Below are 14,641 nucleotides of genomic sequence, written 5' to 3'. Positions count from 1 at the left end.
CAGCCGTCCGCGTGGAGGCCGTCCCCGCGCTTGGTGCCCTCGAGCCGGAACCCGGCGCGCGTGGCCACGGCGCACGATGCGGGTTGCCCACCGAGTGGAGGATCTCGACGCGGTGCAGGCCGATCACGTCGAAGCCCCACGCCGCGACCTTGCGGACGGCGGTGGTCGCGAGCGCGTGGCCACGCGCGGCCGGCAGCACCCAGTACGAGAGCTCGGACGCGCCCTCGTCCAGGTCGAACGACCGGAGGCTGATCTGGCCGAGCGGCTCGTCGTCGACCGTGATCGCCCAGCCCGCGCCGGTCTCGTCGTCCCACCGGCCCGCCCAGGACGCCACCCACACGGCGGCCTCGTCGAGGCTCATCGACCGGTCGTGCCACCGCCTGATGTCGGGATCCGAGTAGGCGGAAGCCACGGTCGCGGCATCCGACGCCCGCCACGGCCGGAGCGCGAGCCGGTCGGTGTCGAGCACAGGCTGCGTCAGGCGCCGGATGCTGCCGAGTGGGATCGCGGGTCGGGTGAGCCGGGGCACGCGGTCAGTATGCCGATGCTCAGACGGTGGCGGGATCCTTGTGCTCCACGGGGAGCTCGAGGTCCGCGAGCATGTCCTGGCGGACCACCGTGATCGGGTAGGCGACCGCCAGCGCGCACAGAGCGGTGGCGCCGACGAACACGGTGGGCAGCCCCCGCTGCTCGGCCACGAAGCCGCCGAGCAGGGCGCCGAGCGGCATGAGCCCGTAGCCGAGCGTGCGGCTGGCGCCGGTGACGCGGCCGAGCATTCCGGGCGCCACCATCCGCTGACGCATCGCCTGCGAGAGCACGTTGCCGATCGTGTTGGTGAACCCCAGGGCGAGGAACGCGACGGCGATGGCACCGACGTTCGGGGCGAGTACCGGGACGAGCAGCAGGAGCGTGTTGATCGTCCAGCACCCCAGCAGCAGGCGGACCTCGGTGACGTGCCGGCCGATCGCCTCCGCGAGCACCGACCCCAGCACCGCACCGGCCGCCAGGAAGGCGATGACCAGCGGGTACTGCGACGGCGTCAGCCCCACGTGCGAGCCCGGCCCGACCATCCAGAGCACGAAGACCGCGAAGTAGGCCGCGCTCGCCATGTTCATCACCGACCCCGCGACGAGCAGCGGTCGGAGCACGGGGTGGTGGACGAGGAACCGCACGCCCTCGCGCACCTCGACCAGCGCGTGCTCCCGGACCGCGGCCGCGTGCCGGTACCGCCCGGGAACCCGGGTGGCGACGAGGGCGAGGGCCCCGACGGCGAGTGCGGCCGGCAGCCCGAACACCCAACCCGCACCGAGCGCGAGCACGGCACCGGCCACGGGGGCGCCGACGAACGCCGCAGCCACTTGCTGCGCGGCCAGCGTGCGCCCGTTGGCGGCCTCCAGGCGCGAGCGCGGCACGAGGTCCGGGACCAGCGCGGACGCTGCGAGGTCCACGAACACGTCGGTGACGCCGTAGGCCAGCACGAGCACGGTGAGCGCGGCCATCGACATGTAGCCGGTGAGCATGATCACGACCGCCGCCCCGAACAGGACGGCGCGGGCCCCGAGGCCGATCAGCTCGGTCCGTCGGCGATCGGTGCGGTCCACGACGACGCCCGCGGCGAGCCCGAGCAGCAGCCAGGGGAGCCAAGCGGCGGCCGTCAGGAGCGCGATGAGGCCGGGGGAGCGCGTGAGCGTCAGGGCGTAGAGCGGGACGCCGGTCTGCACGATGCCGTCGCCGAGGTTGGCCAGCGCGGTCGCCGTCAGGTGGGCGGTGAACCGGCGACCCAGGGGTTCGGCCATGCACTGCTCCCGCTACGATCGAAGAGATTGTTCTGCAAAGACAACTCTGCAAAGGTATCTCTGCGAATGACAGACGGCAACACCGAGCGCCAACCGCTCTTCCGCGAGCCTGCGATCGGTCCCGAGGCGCTCAAGGCCTTTGCGCATCCGCTGCGCATGGCGATGTACAACTACCTGTCCGAGCACGGTTCGGCCACGGCCAGCCAGCTCGGACGGCACCTCGGCGAGAGCAGCGGGCAGACCAGCTACCACCTGCGCCAGCTGGAGCGCCACGGGTTCGTCGAGGACGACCCGGCGCACCCGCGAGGCCGCGACCGGTGGTGGCGCGCGGTCGGGTTCAGCATCGACGGCCGCGAGATGCTGACCGACCCGGGCACGTCGCTCGCCGCGCGGGCGCTGGTCCAGGGGGTCGTCGCGGAGCGCGCCCAGGTGCTGAACCGCTGGCTGAGCACCCCCGAGGACGACCCTGCGTGGCTGGCGGCGTCGTTGATGGACCGCTCCACGGCCGACCTCACCGCGGCCGAGCTGCACGACCTGGTGCTGGAGATGCAGACCGTCATGAGCACGCACCTCGACCGGGCCAAGGCCCTGCGCGAGGCGGGGGACACCGCGGGTCGTCGACGGATCCGGGTCTACCTCGACGCGCTGCCGCTGCCGCTCGACGACGAACAGCCCGCCGGGGCTCGGTAGGCTCACCCCCCGTGAAGATCCTCGTCGTCGGCACCGGCGCCCGTGAGCACGCCCTGGTGCGCGCGCTCTCCCTCGACCCCACGGTGACCGAGCTGCACGCCGCCCCAGGCAACCCGGGGATCGGCGCGCTTGCGCAGCTGCACCCGGTCGACCAGCTCGACGGCAACGCGGTCGCCGACCTCGCGCGCCGGGTAGGCGCCGACCTCGTCGTCGTCGGGCCCGAGGCCCCGCTGGTCGCCGGGGTCGCGGACGCCGTGCGCGCCGCGGGGATCGCCGCGTTCGGCCCGTCGGCCGCGGCCGCGCAGCTCGAGGGCTCCAAGGCGTTCGCCAAGGACGTCATGGCCGCCGCGGGCGTCCCGACCGCCGAACCCCGGGTCGCGACGACGATCGACGAGGCGTCGGCCGGCCTCGACGCCTTCGGGGCGCCGTACGTGGTCAAGGACGACGGGTTGGCCGCAGGCAAGGGGGTCGTCGTCACGAACGACCGCGCCGAGGCCCTCGCGCACGCCGCGGAGTGCCTGGCCAAGCCCGGCAGCCGCGTGGTCATCGAGGACTACCTCGACGGCCCGGAGATCTCGCTGTTCGTCCTGTCCGACGGCGTGGACGCGGTGCCGCTCGTGCCCGCGCAGGACTTCAAGCGCGTGCGCGACGGCGACGAGGGACCCAACACGGGCGGCATGGGTGCGTACTCACCGCTGCCGTGGGCGCCCCTGGACCTCGTCGACGAGGTCATGGCCCGCGTCGCCCGACCGACGATCGCCGAGATGGCCCGCCGCGGCACGCCGTTCGCCGGGGTGCTCTACGTCGGCCTCGCCATGACGAGCAAGGGCCTGCGGGTCGTCGAGTTCAACGCGCGCTTCGGCGACCCCGAGACGCAGGTGGTCCTGCCGCGTCTGGCCACGCCGCTCGGGGGCGTCCTGTATGCCGCGGCGACGGGCACGCTGGGCGCGCTGCCGTCGCTGGAGTGGCGCGACGCCTCTGCGGTGACCGTCGTGATCGCCTCGGGCGGCTACCCCGGCGCAGTCCGCTCGGGCCAACCGATCACGGGGATCGAGGACGCCGAGGCCCTGCCGGGCGTGCACGTCCTGCACGCCGGGACGGCCACTGACGACGACCGGCACCTCGTGTCCTCGGGTGGCCGCGTGCTCTCCGTCGTCGGCGTCGGATCGAACCTTGCCCTGGCAAGGGCGGCGGCCTACGCAGGGGTGAACCAGATCGACCTGCCGCACGCGCACCACCGCAACGACATCGCGGCCTCGGCCGGCGACGGCCCCCTGGTCTAGCGGCCGTCGATCACCCGGCGCGCGTCCCGCGCCACCTCGGCGGGGTCGCGGCCGGCGGAGTCGATCACGGTGGCCCCAGGCCAGGGCGCCAGCGCGCTCGTCGAGACGTCCACCCAGGCCGGCTGGACGTGCCCCGGGATGTCCGCGACGCGCTCCTCGACCCTGCGCCGGTGCTCGGCCGGGTCGGAGCACACGAGCAGCAGCTCGACGAGGGTCGCGCAGGTCTCGCGCGCTACCGCGTGCCAGCCCGCCTGGCTCTCCGCCACCGGGTTCACGCAGTCGGCGACCACGGCCAGCCCGAGGGCCAGGTTGTCGCGGGCGATGCCGGCGGCGGCCGTGTAGCCGACCTCGGCGGCCGCGTCCACGCCGAGGGACGACTGCACGACGGCCTGCTCGATCGTGTCGATCCGCAGGTGCACGGCGCCGAGGTCCCGAGCCAGGAGTCGGGCGAGCGTCGTCTTCCCGGTTCCTGGCAACCCGCCGAGGACCACGAGCAGGGGCGGGCGTGTCATGTGGGGCAGTATCGCCTCATGGGCGAATTCGTGTACGGCAGCGGCGCGTGGGGCGGCGACCCGGCGATCACGCCGAGCCTCCGGATCGAGGTGCGCGACGGCGACATCGCCGACGTGGAGTACGCCCCGGCACCCGAGGGTCTGGGTCGCTTCTACCTGGGCTTCCAGCCACGGGACTTCTTCGACGACCCGGCCGAGTCGGCGCCGGTCGACCTCGCCGCCGAGGCGGAGGCGTTCGCCGAGTGGGCGCTGCTGGTGGGTGCCGTGGACGTCGAGGCCAAGCACGTGCGGCGCCTGCTGGCCGAGGAGCACGTCGACGAGCCCGCGGACACGTTCGTCGAGGAGACGGTCGAACGGCTCGTGCGGCTGGTCGGGCTGCCGATCCCCGACGGTCTCGAGGGCGGCGCCGACCTGCTGTAGCCGTCAGCCGGCGGCCCGGACCTTGGCCACGGCGGTCGCGACGAGCTGGTCGAGCACGGCCTCGTCTATCAAGGTGCGGCCGGTGGCGATGATCGTGACCGAGACGCGCCCGACGATCACGACGACCTGGTGGGACTCTGCCGCGGTCTGCCCACCGACCGTGGCGTACGAATGGAGAGCCACGCTCTGCTCACCCAGCTCTGGCCCCGGCGTCTCGCTGAGGTGCTCCGTCATCGTCACGACCGAGTCGGTGACCGTGAACGTGGGGCAGCCGGCCACGTAGGCATGAACCGTGTCGATGGTCCTGGTCGCCGCGTCGTCGTGCCAGGACGTGACCAGCTCGATCACGAGGTGCTGGTCGGTGGTGATGAACCGGGTGCTGTCGGTCACGTCGCTCGCGGTCGGGCTGTCGGCTGTGGCGAGGTCCCGGCAGCTGGCCGGTTCGAACGTCGCAGAGTCGAGCCGCTCCCCGGCCTCGTTCGAGTCGTTCGTGTTGACCGGCTGCGTCCAGCCGGCTGGCACGTCGGTCGGCGCGAGCAGCGCCGCCTCGACCTGGTCGGCGTTCAGGGTGAGCCCCGATGACCCGGCGTCGACCAGCTCGGCTACGGGGACCGGGGTCATGCCGGGCAGCGGGGGCGGTGCCGGAGCGCCGCCGGGCTGGGCCGCGCAGGCCGAGACGAGCAGCATGGCCCCGACGAGACCGACGACGACCCCGGACGACCTCGCGCAGCGCATCCTCTCGGAACGGCATCCAGCCGGTCGTCCGTGATGGGCCGTTAGGGTGACCGGCGGTGAGTACGCCACACTTGTCCGCGTGACTGCTGAGCTGCCCGGGTGGACCCACACGTACTCCGGCAAGGTCCGGGACCTGTACGTCCCGACCAGCCCGTCCGACCTCGGTGACGTCGTGCTCGTCGTCGCCAGCGACCGGGTCTCGGCCTACGACCACGTGCTCAGCCCCGGCATCCCGGGCAAGGGGATCGTGCTCACCGCGCTGAGCCTGTGGTGGTTCGAGCAGCTGGCCGACCTGGTGCCCAACCACGTGGTCTCGACCGACGTCCCGACCGAGGTGACCGGCCGCGCGATGATCTGCCGACGGCTCGAGATGTTCCCCGTCGAGTGCGTCGTGCGCGGGTACCTGACCGGGTCGGGCCTGGCCGAGTACGAGGCCTCCGGGCAGGTCACCGGGATCGAGCTGCCGCCCGGTCTCGTGGACGGCTCGCGGCTGCCGTCGCCGATCTTCACGCCCGCCACCAAGGCCGCCTTGGGCGACCACGACGAGAACGTGCCGTTCTCGGCCGTCGCCGAAACGGTCGGCCTCGACGCCGCCGAGGCCCTGCGTGACCTCACGCTCGCCGTCTACGCGCGGGCCGAGCGGATCGCGCGGGCGAAGGGCGTGATCCTCGCCGACACCAAGCTCGAGTTCGGCACCGACCCGGTCTCCGGTGCGATCACCCTCGGCGACGAGGTGCTGACGCCCGACTCCTCGCGCTTCTGGCCCGCCGACGCCTGGGAGCCCGGGCACGCGCAGCCGAGCTTCGACAAGCAGTTCGTCCGCGACTGGCTCACCTCGCCCGCGTCCGGGTGGGACCGCCGCTCGGACGCGCCGCCGCCGGTGCTTCCGCAGGACGTCGTCCGGCGCACGCGCGACCGGTACCTCGAGGCCTTCGAGCGGCTCACCGGGACCGCGCTGGCTCTGTAGCGGCATGCCGACCGTCCTGCGCTCCGCGCGCCTCGTAGGAGCGGGCCCGGCCACGGTCGACGTCCTGCTGCGCGACGGCCGCGTCGCGGCGGTCGGACCCGCCGTGGACGTCCCCGGCGCCGAGGCCGTCGACCTCGACGGTCGCTGGCTGATGTCCGGCCTCTGGGACGCGCACGTGCACCTGACCCAGTGGGCGCTGGGCCGCCGACGTCTCGACGTGTCCGCGGCGTCCTCCGCCGCCCACGCGGTCGCGCTCGTCGAGACGCGCCTGGCCGAGGCACCACCGCCCGCCGGGACGGCGCTCGTCGGGTTCGGGTTCCGGGACGGCCTGTGGCCCGACGCCCCGACGTCCGCGCTGCTCGACGAGGTCGTCGGGGACGTGCCCGTGGTCCTCGTCTCGGGCGACCTGCACTGCGCCTGGGTGTCGAGCGCCGGCCTGCGCTTCCTCGGCGCCGCCGCCCACCCGACCGGGCTGCTGCGCGAGTCCGAGTGGCTGTCGATCTCGGGGGCGGTCGACCACGTGCCGGACGCCGTCGCCGACGAGCTCGTGCACGACGCCACGCTCGCGGCCGCGGCCCGCGGTGTCGTCGGCGTCGTCGACTACGAGATCGCCGACAACCTCGACGTCTGGCGTCGTCGGGTGGCGGCCCGGCCGCTGAACCTGCGGGTGCGGGCCGGTGTCTGGGAGGACTACCTCGACCGCGTGGTGCGCGAGGACCTGCACACGTTCGACCGCGTCGGAGCGCTGGTCGAGCAGGGGCCGCTGAAGGTCATCACTGACGGTTCGCTGAACACCCGCACCGCCTACTGTCACGACCCCTACCCCGGGACCGTCTCGCACGGCGTCCTGTCGGTGGCGCCCGACCGGCTGGTGCCGCTGATGGCGCACGCCACCCGGCACGGCCTGCGGTGCGCGATCCACGCGATCGGCGACGCGGCGAACGACCTCGCGCTGGACGCGTTCGCCGCGTCCGGCGCCGCCGGGTCGATCGAGCACGCCCAGCTCCTGTCGGCGTCGGCCGTCGAGCGGTTCGCCGCGCTCGGTGTCACCGCGAGCGTGCAGCCCGAGCACGCCATGGACGACCGCGACGTCGCGGACCTGCACTGGGCCGGGCGCACCGACCGGTCGTTCCGCCTGGCCGACCTGGACCGGGCCGGGGTCCGGCTCGCTCTCGGCTCCGACGCCCCGGTGGCGCCGCTCGACCCGTGGGTCGCGCTGGACGCGGCCGTCACCCGTTCCCGCGACGGCCGGACCCCGTGGCATCCCGAGCAGGCGCTCGACCGACGCGTCGCGTTGACCTCGTCGGTCGACGGGCGCGAGCTCGCGCCGTCGGTCGGCGCGCCGGCGGACCTCGTGGTCCTCGACGCCGATCCGTTGACTGCCCCGCTGCGCGGGCTCCCGGTGGCCGGGACGCTCGTGGCCGGGCGCTGGACGCACCAGACTCTGTGACCATGCGGGCAGTCGTGATCGAGAAGTTCGGCGTCCCGCCGACCGTCCGCGACGACGTGCCCGCGCCGGCCTGTCCCGACGACGGGGTCGTCCTGCGGGTCTCGGCCACCGGCGTGTGCCGCAGCGACTGGCACGCGTGGCAGGGGCACGACGCGGACGTCATGCTCCCGCGCGTCCCAGGGCACGAGCTGGCCGGCGTGGTCGTCACTGTGGGGCCCGGCGTCCGGCGGTGGGCCGTCGGCGACGCCGTGACCGTGCCGTTCGTCTGCGCCTGCGGCTCCTGCGCGGCCTGCCTCGCGGGCGAGCAGCAGGTGTGCGAGCGCCAGCGTCAGCCGGGCTTCACGGACGACGGCTCCTACGCCGAGCTCGTCGCGCTGCACCACGCCGACGCGAACCTCGTGCGGCTGCCGGAGGGCATGTCGCCGGTCATAGCCGCGGGTCTCGGCTGTCGGTTCGCGACCGCGTACCGCGCCCTCACGGTGCACGGCCGCGTCGGCGAAGGCGACTGGGTCGCCGTGCACGGCTGCGGCGGCGTCGGGCTGTCCGCGGTCATGATCGCGGTCGCCGGCGGCGCTCAGGTCGTCGCGACGGACGTCGACCCGGCGGCCCGCGAGGCCGCCCTCGCGCTGGGCGCCACCGTGGTCGTCGACGCGTCGACCGACCCGGTCGCGGCCATCCGGTCGGTCACGGCCGGCGGCGCCCACGTCTCGATCGACGCCCTCGGAAGCACCGCGACGGCGACGGCCTCGATCCTGTCGCTGCGGCGGCGCGGGCGGCACGTCCAGGTCGGCCTCCTGCTGGGCCCCGACGCCGCTGCGGCCCTGCCCATGGGTCGCGTGATCGCCTGGGAGCTCGAGCTGTACGGCAGCCACGGCATGGCGGCCCACGAGTACCCCGCGATGCTCGCGCGGATCGCCGCGGGTGCGCTGGACCCGTCCCGCCTGGTCGGTCGCACGATCGGTCTGGACGAGGCCCCCGCCGCCCTCGCCGCACTCGGCACGGGCACCGGCGGGCCGGGGATGACCGTCATCGCGCCGTGAGGCCCGTCCAGCCCGTCGCGCGGATGAGCGAGCGCCCCCAGGAGCCGCGGCACGGCAGCGTCCGGCCTGTCCACGAGATCTCCGACGATCTGCGATGGATACGGGAACAGAGCTCGTCCGACGACTCGCTAGAATCGCCGCGACCCCCCACCGCCGCGCGAACACCTGGAGCCCTTTCGTGGGACGAGTCGTCGTCGATGTCATGCCGAAGCCCGAGATCCTCGACCCGCAGGGCAAGGCCGTCGCCGGCGCGCTGCCGCGGCTCGGGTTCGGGCAGTTCGCGTCCGTCCGTCAGGGCAAGCGGTTCGAGCTCGAGGTCGACGGGCCGGTGACCGACGAGATCCTCGCGGCGGCGCGTGCCGCGGGCGAGCAGGTGCTGTCCAACCCGGTCATCGAGGACGTGGTCGCGGTCTACGAGGACACCGAAGAGCAGGGCCCCGCGCTGTGACTCGTGTAGGCGTCGTCACGTTCCCCGGCACGCTCGACGATCGCGACGCCGCGCGGGCGGTCCGCCTCGCCGGCGCCGAGGCGGTGAGCCTCTGGCACGCCGACGCCGACCTGCACGGGGTCGACGCGGTGGTCCTGCCCGGCGGCTTCTCCTACGGCGACTACCTGCGCGCGGGCGCCATCAGCCGGTTCGCGCCGGTCATGGGCGAGATCGTCGACGCCGCGAACAGGGGCCTCCCGGTTCTCGGCATCTGCAACGGCTTCCAGGTCCTCACCGAGGCGCACCTGCTGCCCGGATCGATGATCAAGAACGACCACCTGCACTTCGTCTGCCGCGAGCAGAAGCTCTCCGTCGACAACGTCGACACCGCGTGGACCCGCGACTACGCGGTCGGCGAGCACATCACGATCCCTCTGAAGAACCAGGACGGCCAGTACGTCGCCGACGAGCACACGCTCGACGAGCTCGAGGGCGAGGGCCGCGTGGTCTTCCGCTACCAGGGCTGGAACCCGAACGGGTCGCGACGAGGCATCGCCGGCATCTCGAACGCCGCGGGCAACGTCGTCGGCCTCATGCCGCACCCCGAGCACGCAGTCGAGCCGGGCTTCGGTCCCGACGGCGCCCAGGGGCCGCGCACGGGTGTCGACGGGCTGCGCTTCTTCACCTCGGTCCTGACCACCCTCGTCGGCTGAGACGGACCGCGTGCTGAGCCTCGTCGACTGGGACGACCCGGCGGCCACCCGGCTGCGCGACGCCCAGCAGGCAGAGCTGCGCGACCTGTACGGCGAGGACGACATCGAGCACGACCTGACCGGCGAGCACATCGCCGCGCTGGTCCTGCTGCGGGACGGCGACCAGCCCGTGGCGTGCGGGGCGGTCCGGGACCTCGGCGAGGGCGTCGGGGAGCTCAAGCGGATGTACGTCGTCCCGCGGGCGCGCGGCCGCGGCCTGGCGCGAGAGGTGCTCGCCGAGCTCGAACGGGTCGCGTCGGAGAAGGGGTTCCGGCGGCTGGTCCTGGAGACGGGTGTCCTGCAGGTCGGTGCCCTCGCCCTCTACCAGCTGGCCGGGTACCGCTCGATCCCGAACTTCGGTCCGTACGCCGCCGAGACGTCCTCGCGGTGCTTCGCCAAGGACCTGCACGCGGAGCCTCGTCGCTCGGGCGCGAAGCACCCCGGGAGGCTTACGCTGCGTCGGGTCGCCTGGGACGACGCCGACGCCGTCGCGCTGCGGTACGCCATGTGGCTCGACATCGAGGTCCGGTACCCGGAGATCGTCGAGGCCACGCCGGGCGGCTTCCCGGCCGACGACCCGCGGCAGGGGATCGGCACCATCTGCTCGGTGGTCGCCGACCTGGACGGCGTGCCCGTCGGCTGCGCCTCGCTGCGAGCGGCTCGCGAGGGGTACCCCGAAGGCTCCGGCGAGCTCAAGAAGGTCTGGGTCGACGACGCGGCCCGCGGGGCCGGTGCCGCCCGCGCGCTGCTGATCGCCATCGAGGACGACGCGCGAGCGGCGGGCCTGACCAGCGTGGTGCTGCAGACCGGCATCCGGCAGCCGGAGGCCGTCACCCTGTACCTGTCGGCGGGTTACCGGCCGATCGTGCCGTTCGGCCCGTACACCGACGACTTGCTCTCGCTGCTCTTCGGAAAGGTCCTCTGAGCAGCCGTCTCGCATCGCGGGACTTTCCCACCAACCCCTGGTCAACCGGCGGATCGGCCCTACGGTCTGCGCCCATGACCACGTTCCATCTCGCCGTCGAGCTCACGCCCGCCGGTCTGCACCCCGCCGCCTGGCGCCTCCCCGCCGAGGACGCCGCCCGCGCGTTCACGGCCCGACACTGGCTCGACCGCGCGCATGCCGCCGAACGGGTGGGCGCGTCCATCGTCTTCGTCGACGACTCGTCGGCGCCCCCGGTCGAGCGCCCGGGCCGCTTCGTCGGGAGCCTCGACGCCGTCGGGGTCGCGGCCCTGCTGGGCCCGACGACCAGCGGCATCGGTCTCGCCCCGGTGGTCCCCGTGACCTACCGGGAGCCGTTCCACGTCGGCAAGGAGATCCAGACCCTCGACCACGTCAGCCTCGGACGGGGAGCGGTGCAGGTCGCCGTCGCCACCTCGGCCGTCGAGCCGCGGTCGGGCACCGAGGCGCTGCGCTACGACGAGCGGGTGCCGCGTGAGCTGCCCGCCCTGTGGCGCGAGGCGGACGACACCATCGAGGTGCTCGAACGGCTGTGGGACAGCTGGGAGGACGACGCGATCATCCTCGACGCGGAGGGCGACCGGTACATCGACCGCGCCAAGGTCCACGCGATCGAGTTCACCGGCGAGTTCTTCTCGGTGCACGGCGCCTCGATCACGCCACGGTCGCCGCAGGGTCGGCCGGTCGTCGTGATCCGGGGCGACGACCCGCACGAGCTCGCCGTCGCCTCGCGGCGCGCCGACGTCATCCGGGTCCGAACGCCCGAGGCCGCCGCCGCGGTCCGGGCCGTCGTGCCCGACACGGTCACCGTGCTGCTCGACGTCGACGTGCTCGTCGCACCGACCGACCGGGTCGCGGCGGAGCGTCGCGCCGCCCTCGACGCGTTCGAGCCATGGTCCTGGGACGGCGTCGTCGTCGGGGGACCCGTGACCGTCGCGACCGAGCTGACCGCGCTCGCAGACCTGGCCGACGGGGTGACCGTCCGTCCGGTCGCGGGGGACGCCGCCCTGCTGGAGGGTCTCCTGCCCCTCGTCGCGAAGCACAGCACGCTGCGCGAGACCCTCGGCCTGCCCCGCCCGACCAGCCGCTACGCCGCCACCCGCTGAAGGACGCCCGATGACCGCCAAGAAGCAGATCCACCTGGGCGCCCACTTCCCGGGCGTCAACCACCACACCGTCTGGACCGACCCGAGCCACCGACCGGACACGCAGTCGGCGTTCGCGTCGTTCCGGCACCTGGCCGCCACCGCCGAGCGCGGGCTCTTCGACTTCGTGTTCCTGGCCGAGGGGCTGCGGCTGCGCGAGCACCGCGGGCAGCTGGTCGACCAGGACGTCGTGGGCCGCCCGGACACCTACGCGGTGCTCGCCGCCCTCGCCGGGGTGACCACGCACGTGGGCCTCGCCGGCACCATCAACGCGACCTTCAACGACCCGTACGAGCTGGGCCGACAGTTCGCGACGCTGGACCACCTGTCCGCCGGCCGCGCCGCGTGGAACGTCGTGACCTCGTCGGACGCCTTCCACGGCGCGAACTTCCGTCGGGGCGGGTACCTGGCCTACCCCGACCGGTACGAGCGAGCCCGAGAGGTCGTGGAGGCCGCGCGCGCACTGTGGGACGCCTGGGCGCCGGACGCCATCGTCGATGAGGGCGAGAGCTTCGTGCGGCCGGGGTCGCTCGGCACGGTCCGCACGACGGGTCGGCTGGTCGACATCGAGGCCACCCCGACGCTCCCGCGACCGCCGCAGGGCCACCCGGTCATCATCCAGGCGGGCGACTCCGACGGCGGCCGCGAGCTCGCGGCACAGGTGGCGGACGCGGTCTTCTCCCGGCACACCGAGCTCGAGGACGGCAAGACGTTCTACGCGGACGTGAAGGGGCGCCTCGCCCGGTACGGGCGCCGGCGCGAGGACCTGCTGATCCTGCCGGGGTCGTCGTTCGTGCTGGGCGACACCACGGCCGAGGCCGAGGAGCGACTCCGGGAGCTCCAGCTGCAGACGGTCCGCCCGTCCGTCGCCCGCGCGTTCGTGGAGCAGCTGTGGAACCGGGACCTGTCCGGGTACGACGTCGACGGCCCGCTGCCGACGATCGACCCGCTGGTCGACGCGCCCTCCATCACGAACGGCCGGGCCAGCATGTTCAAGGACCCGATCGCGGTCGCGACGCAGTGGCGCGAGCTGTCCGAGGCGAAGGGGCTGTCGATCCGCGAGCTCGTGATCACGGTCCTGGGCCGGTCGAACTTCGTCGGGACGCCCGAGCACGTGGCCGAACAGATCGACCGCTACGTGCAGGAGGACGCCTCCGACGGGTTCATCCTCGTGCCGCACCTGACGCCGCACGGTCTGGACGAGTTCGCCGCGTTGGTGGTCCCTCTCCTGCAGGAGCGGGGCTCGTTCCGCACGTCCTACGAGGCCTCCACCCTCCGGGAGAACCTCGGCCTGCCCGCGGCGGACGCGTTCGGCCGCACGCTCGACCCCGTCCTGACCGAGAGGAACCGCTGATGACCGTGCTCACCGACACCTTCACCGCCGACTGGGAGACGTGGCACGCGTCCCGCGAGGCCTACTTCGCCCAGCCGCACGGCTGGGTCGCCATCACGGCGCTGCACTGGCTCACCGCCCAGGCCCAGACGTTCGACGAGTTCCCGGGCCGCTGGGCCGCGGCGCCCGGCTCCGCGGTCACGATCGAGGCGGTCGCGACCGACGGCCTCGTGGTGCCCGGCGGCGACGTGGTCGACGGCGTCGCGACCCTCGACCCGGTCGAGGGCGGCCCGGGCCTGAACGTGCGGTCCGGCGACCTCATCCTCGAGGTGGCGCGTCGCACCGCGCACGTGATCATCCGCGTGCACGACCCGCGTGCGCCGCAGCTGGCGGCGTTCACGGGGATCCCGGCATACGCACCGGACGAGAAGTGGCTGGTCACGGGCGCGTTCGAGGCGTTCGACGCGCCACGGACGGTCACCACCGGCGCCGTCGTCGAGGGCCTGGAGCACCACCACGCCGCGGTCGGAACCGTGCGGTTCGAGGTCTCCGGCGCGCCGCAGTCGCTCCTCGTGTTCGACGGCGGCGCCCGCGGGCTGTCGGTCCTGTTCCGCGACGCGACGAGCGGTGTGACCACCTACCCGGCCTCGCGCACGCTCGCGCTCGGCCCGCTCCGGGGCGACGGGACGGTCGCCCTCGACTTCAACCGCGCGAGCAACCTGCCGTGCGGCCTGACCGAGTTCGCCACCTGCCCGGTGCCGCCCGCCGAGAACGTGCTGACGGTCGCTGTCGAGGCCGGCGAGCAGTGGGTGCGCTGATCAGCGGCTGACCAACAACCGGCCGGCCTCCGCGAACCGCATCCACTGGTCCTCCTGGTCGGGCGGCAGCGAGACCCAGTCGTAGAACACCCGCGCTCCGCCGCCGGGCGCCCACAACCGGGCGCCCGGCAGCGCGAGCGCGTCGGCGTGCTCGGCCGTGGACCGCCCGAGCTTGACCGCGAGGTGCCCGTCGCCCGTGAACGCGGCGAACATCGACGACCCGACCTTGAGCATCGGATGGCCCATCATCTGGCCGAGGGTCGCCCCGCGCGCGACGAGGTCCACGGCGATGGCGTCGAACTCGGAGTCCAT

At 73.7% G+C, this 14,641-nt stretch carries 16 protein-coding genes and 1 pseudogene; 12 read left to right on the top strand and 5 right to left on the bottom strand.

Annotated features, from left to right (window positions below; translation table 11 throughout):
* Positions 1–139 precede the first annotated feature (139 nt).
* Positions 140–412, bottom strand: a pseudogene (locus tag ACPPVS_RS16320) (GNAT family N-acetyltransferase); the annotation flags it as partial.
* Between the two features lie 136 nt (positions 413–548).
* On the bottom strand, positions 549–1,796 hold the full coding sequence (locus ACPPVS_RS16315) for an MFS transporter (protein WP_426593282.1): 1,248 nt from the start codon (positions 1,794–1,796) through the stop codon (positions 549–551).
* A 66-nt stretch (positions 1,797–1,862) separates the two neighbouring features.
* On the opposite strand from ACPPVS_RS16315, the gene ACPPVS_RS16310 reads away from it, so the two are divergent.
* Positions 1,863–2,486, top strand: a complete 624-nt coding sequence (locus ACPPVS_RS16310) for a helix-turn-helix domain-containing protein (protein ID WP_426593281.1) — start codon at positions 1,863–1,865, stop codon at positions 2,484–2,486.
* A gap of 11 nt (positions 2,487–2,497) precedes the next feature.
* Entirely contained in the window at positions 2,498–3,769 is a 1,272-nt protein-coding gene (purD, locus tag ACPPVS_RS16305; RefSeq protein ID WP_426593280.1) for a phosphoribosylamine--glycine ligase, read from the top strand.
* On the opposite strand, the gene ACPPVS_RS16300 is transcribed toward purD, so the two are convergent.
* Entirely contained in the window at positions 3,766–4,281 is a 516-nt protein-coding gene (locus tag ACPPVS_RS16300; RefSeq protein ID WP_426593279.1) for an AAA family ATPase, read from the bottom strand. The genes purD and ACPPVS_RS16300 overlap by 4 nt on opposite strands.
* A gap of 18 nt (positions 4,282–4,299) precedes the next feature.
* Between ACPPVS_RS16300 and ACPPVS_RS16295 the strand changes: the two genes are divergently transcribed.
* The gene (locus tag ACPPVS_RS16295) at positions 4,300–4,701 is read left to right on the top strand and encodes a hypothetical protein (RefSeq protein ID WP_426593278.1); all 402 of its coding nucleotides are present in this window, start codon (positions 4,300–4,302) and stop codon (positions 4,699–4,701) included.
* A gap of 3 nt (positions 4,702–4,704) precedes the next feature.
* Here the strand turns inward: ACPPVS_RS16295 and ACPPVS_RS16290 are convergent, their stop codons facing one another.
* Positions 4,705–5,388 carry a hypothetical protein gene (locus tag ACPPVS_RS16290; protein ID WP_426593277.1) on the bottom strand — a complete coding sequence of 228 codons (684 nt, stop codon included), beginning with the start codon at positions 5,386–5,388 and terminating at the stop codon, positions 4,705–4,707.
* A gap of 127 nt (positions 5,389–5,515) precedes the next feature.
* On the opposite strand from ACPPVS_RS16290, the gene ACPPVS_RS16285 reads away from it, so the two are divergent.
* The 9 genes from ACPPVS_RS16285 to ACPPVS_RS16245 all read left to right on the top strand — a co-directional run bounded on the left by ACPPVS_RS16285 (position 5,516) and on the right by ACPPVS_RS16245 (position 14,329).
* Positions 5,516–6,403 carry a phosphoribosylaminoimidazolesuccinocarboxamide synthase gene (locus tag ACPPVS_RS16285; RefSeq protein WP_426593276.1) on the top strand — a complete coding sequence of 296 codons (888 nt, stop codon included), beginning with the start codon at positions 5,516–5,518 and terminating at the stop codon, positions 6,401–6,403.
* Between the two features lie 4 nt (positions 6,404–6,407).
* Positions 6,408–7,853 (top strand): amidohydrolase, encoded by a 1,446-nt coding sequence (locus ACPPVS_RS16280; protein WP_426593275.1) that lies wholly within the window; start codon positions 6,408–6,410, stop codon positions 7,851–7,853.
* Positions 7,854–7,855: 2 nt separating this feature from the next.
* The gene (locus tag ACPPVS_RS16275) at positions 7,856–8,893 is read left to right on the top strand and encodes a zinc-dependent alcohol dehydrogenase family protein (RefSeq protein ID WP_426593274.1); all 1,038 of its coding nucleotides are present in this window, start codon (positions 7,856–7,858) and stop codon (positions 8,891–8,893) included.
* 178 nt (positions 8,894–9,071) lie between these two features.
* Positions 9,072–9,341 (top strand): phosphoribosylformylglycinamidine synthase subunit PurS, encoded by a 270-nt coding sequence (gene purS, locus ACPPVS_RS16270; RefSeq protein WP_426593273.1) that lies wholly within the window; start codon positions 9,072–9,074, stop codon positions 9,339–9,341.
* Positions 9,338–10,033, top strand: coding sequence for a phosphoribosylformylglycinamidine synthase subunit PurQ (gene purQ / locus ACPPVS_RS16265; RefSeq protein WP_426593272.1), 696 nt, complete (start codon positions 9,338–9,340; stop codon positions 10,031–10,033). Before purS ends, purQ begins: the two co-directional genes overlap by 4 nt.
* Positions 10,034–10,043: 10 nt before the next feature.
* Positions 10,044–10,997 (top strand): GNAT family N-acetyltransferase, encoded by a 954-nt coding sequence (locus ACPPVS_RS16260; protein ID WP_426593271.1) that lies wholly within the window; start codon positions 10,044–10,046, stop codon positions 10,995–10,997.
* 74 nt (positions 10,998–11,071) lie between these two features.
* Positions 11,072–12,139, top strand: a complete 1,068-nt coding sequence (locus tag ACPPVS_RS16255; RefSeq protein WP_426593270.1) for an LLM class flavin-dependent oxidoreductase — start codon at positions 11,072–11,074, stop codon at positions 12,137–12,139.
* Between the two features lie 10 nt (positions 12,140–12,149).
* Positions 12,150–13,532 carry an NtaA/DmoA family FMN-dependent monooxygenase gene (locus tag ACPPVS_RS16250; protein ID WP_426593269.1) on the top strand — a complete coding sequence of 461 codons (1,383 nt, stop codon included), beginning with the start codon at positions 12,150–12,152 and terminating at the stop codon, positions 13,530–13,532.
* Entirely contained in the window at positions 13,532–14,329 is a 798-nt protein-coding gene (locus tag ACPPVS_RS16245) for a DUF1684 domain-containing protein (RefSeq protein ID WP_426593268.1), read from the top strand. Before ACPPVS_RS16250 ends, ACPPVS_RS16245 begins: the two co-directional genes overlap by 1 nt.
* On the opposite strand, the gene ACPPVS_RS16240 is transcribed toward ACPPVS_RS16245, so the two are convergent.
* Entirely contained in the window at positions 14,330–14,641 is a 312-nt protein-coding gene (locus ACPPVS_RS16240) for a hypothetical protein (RefSeq protein WP_426593267.1), read from the bottom strand.

The organism is Cellulomonas sp. McL0617 (assembly GCF_049994875.1).
In the GTDB taxonomy this organism is placed as follows: domain Bacteria; phylum Actinomycetota; class Actinomycetes; order Actinomycetales; family Cellulomonadaceae; genus Cellulomonas.
The sequence above is the reverse complement of the archived record's forward strand: the minus strand, read 5'-3'. Positions and strand labels throughout refer to the sequence as shown.

Excerpts from the sequence above, each read along its gene's own strand:
- ACPPVS_RS16315 (WP_426593282.1), bottom strand. The coding sequence starts at position 1,796 with ATGGCCGAACCCCTGGGTCGCCGGTTCACCGCCCACCTGACGGCGACC.
- ACPPVS_RS16310 (WP_426593281.1), top strand. The coding sequence starts at position 1,863 with ATGACAGACGGCAACACCGAGCGCCAACCGCTCTTCCGCGAGCCTGCG.
- ACPPVS_RS16300 (WP_426593279.1), bottom strand. The coding sequence starts at position 4,281 with ATGACACGCCCGCCCCTGCTCGTGGTCCTCGGCGGGTTGCCAGGAACC.
- ACPPVS_RS16295 (WP_426593278.1), top strand. The coding sequence starts at position 4,300 with ATGGGCGAATTCGTGTACGGCAGCGGCGCGTGGGGCGGCGACCCGGCG.
- ACPPVS_RS16290 (WP_426593277.1), bottom strand. The coding sequence starts at position 5,388 with ATGCTGCTCGTCTCGGCCTGCGCGGCCCAGCCCGGCGGCGCTCCGGCA.
- ACPPVS_RS16280 (WP_426593275.1), top strand. The coding sequence starts at position 6,408 with ATGCCGACCGTCCTGCGCTCCGCGCGCCTCGTAGGAGCGGGCCCGGCC.
- ACPPVS_RS16275 (WP_426593274.1), top strand. The coding sequence starts at position 7,856 with ATGCGGGCAGTCGTGATCGAGAAGTTCGGCGTCCCGCCGACCGTCCGC.
- ACPPVS_RS16255 (WP_426593270.1), top strand. The coding sequence starts at position 11,072 with ATGACCACGTTCCATCTCGCCGTCGAGCTCACGCCCGCCGGTCTGCAC.
- ACPPVS_RS16250 (WP_426593269.1), top strand. The coding sequence starts at position 12,150 with ATGACCGCCAAGAAGCAGATCCACCTGGGCGCCCACTTCCCGGGCGTC.
- ACPPVS_RS16245 (WP_426593268.1), top strand. The coding sequence starts at position 13,532 with ATGACCGTGCTCACCGACACCTTCACCGCCGACTGGGAGACGTGGCAC.
- ACPPVS_RS16240 (WP_426593267.1), bottom strand. The coding sequence starts at position 14,641 with ATGGACTCCGAGTTCGACGCCATCGCCGTGGACCTCGTCGCGCGCGGG.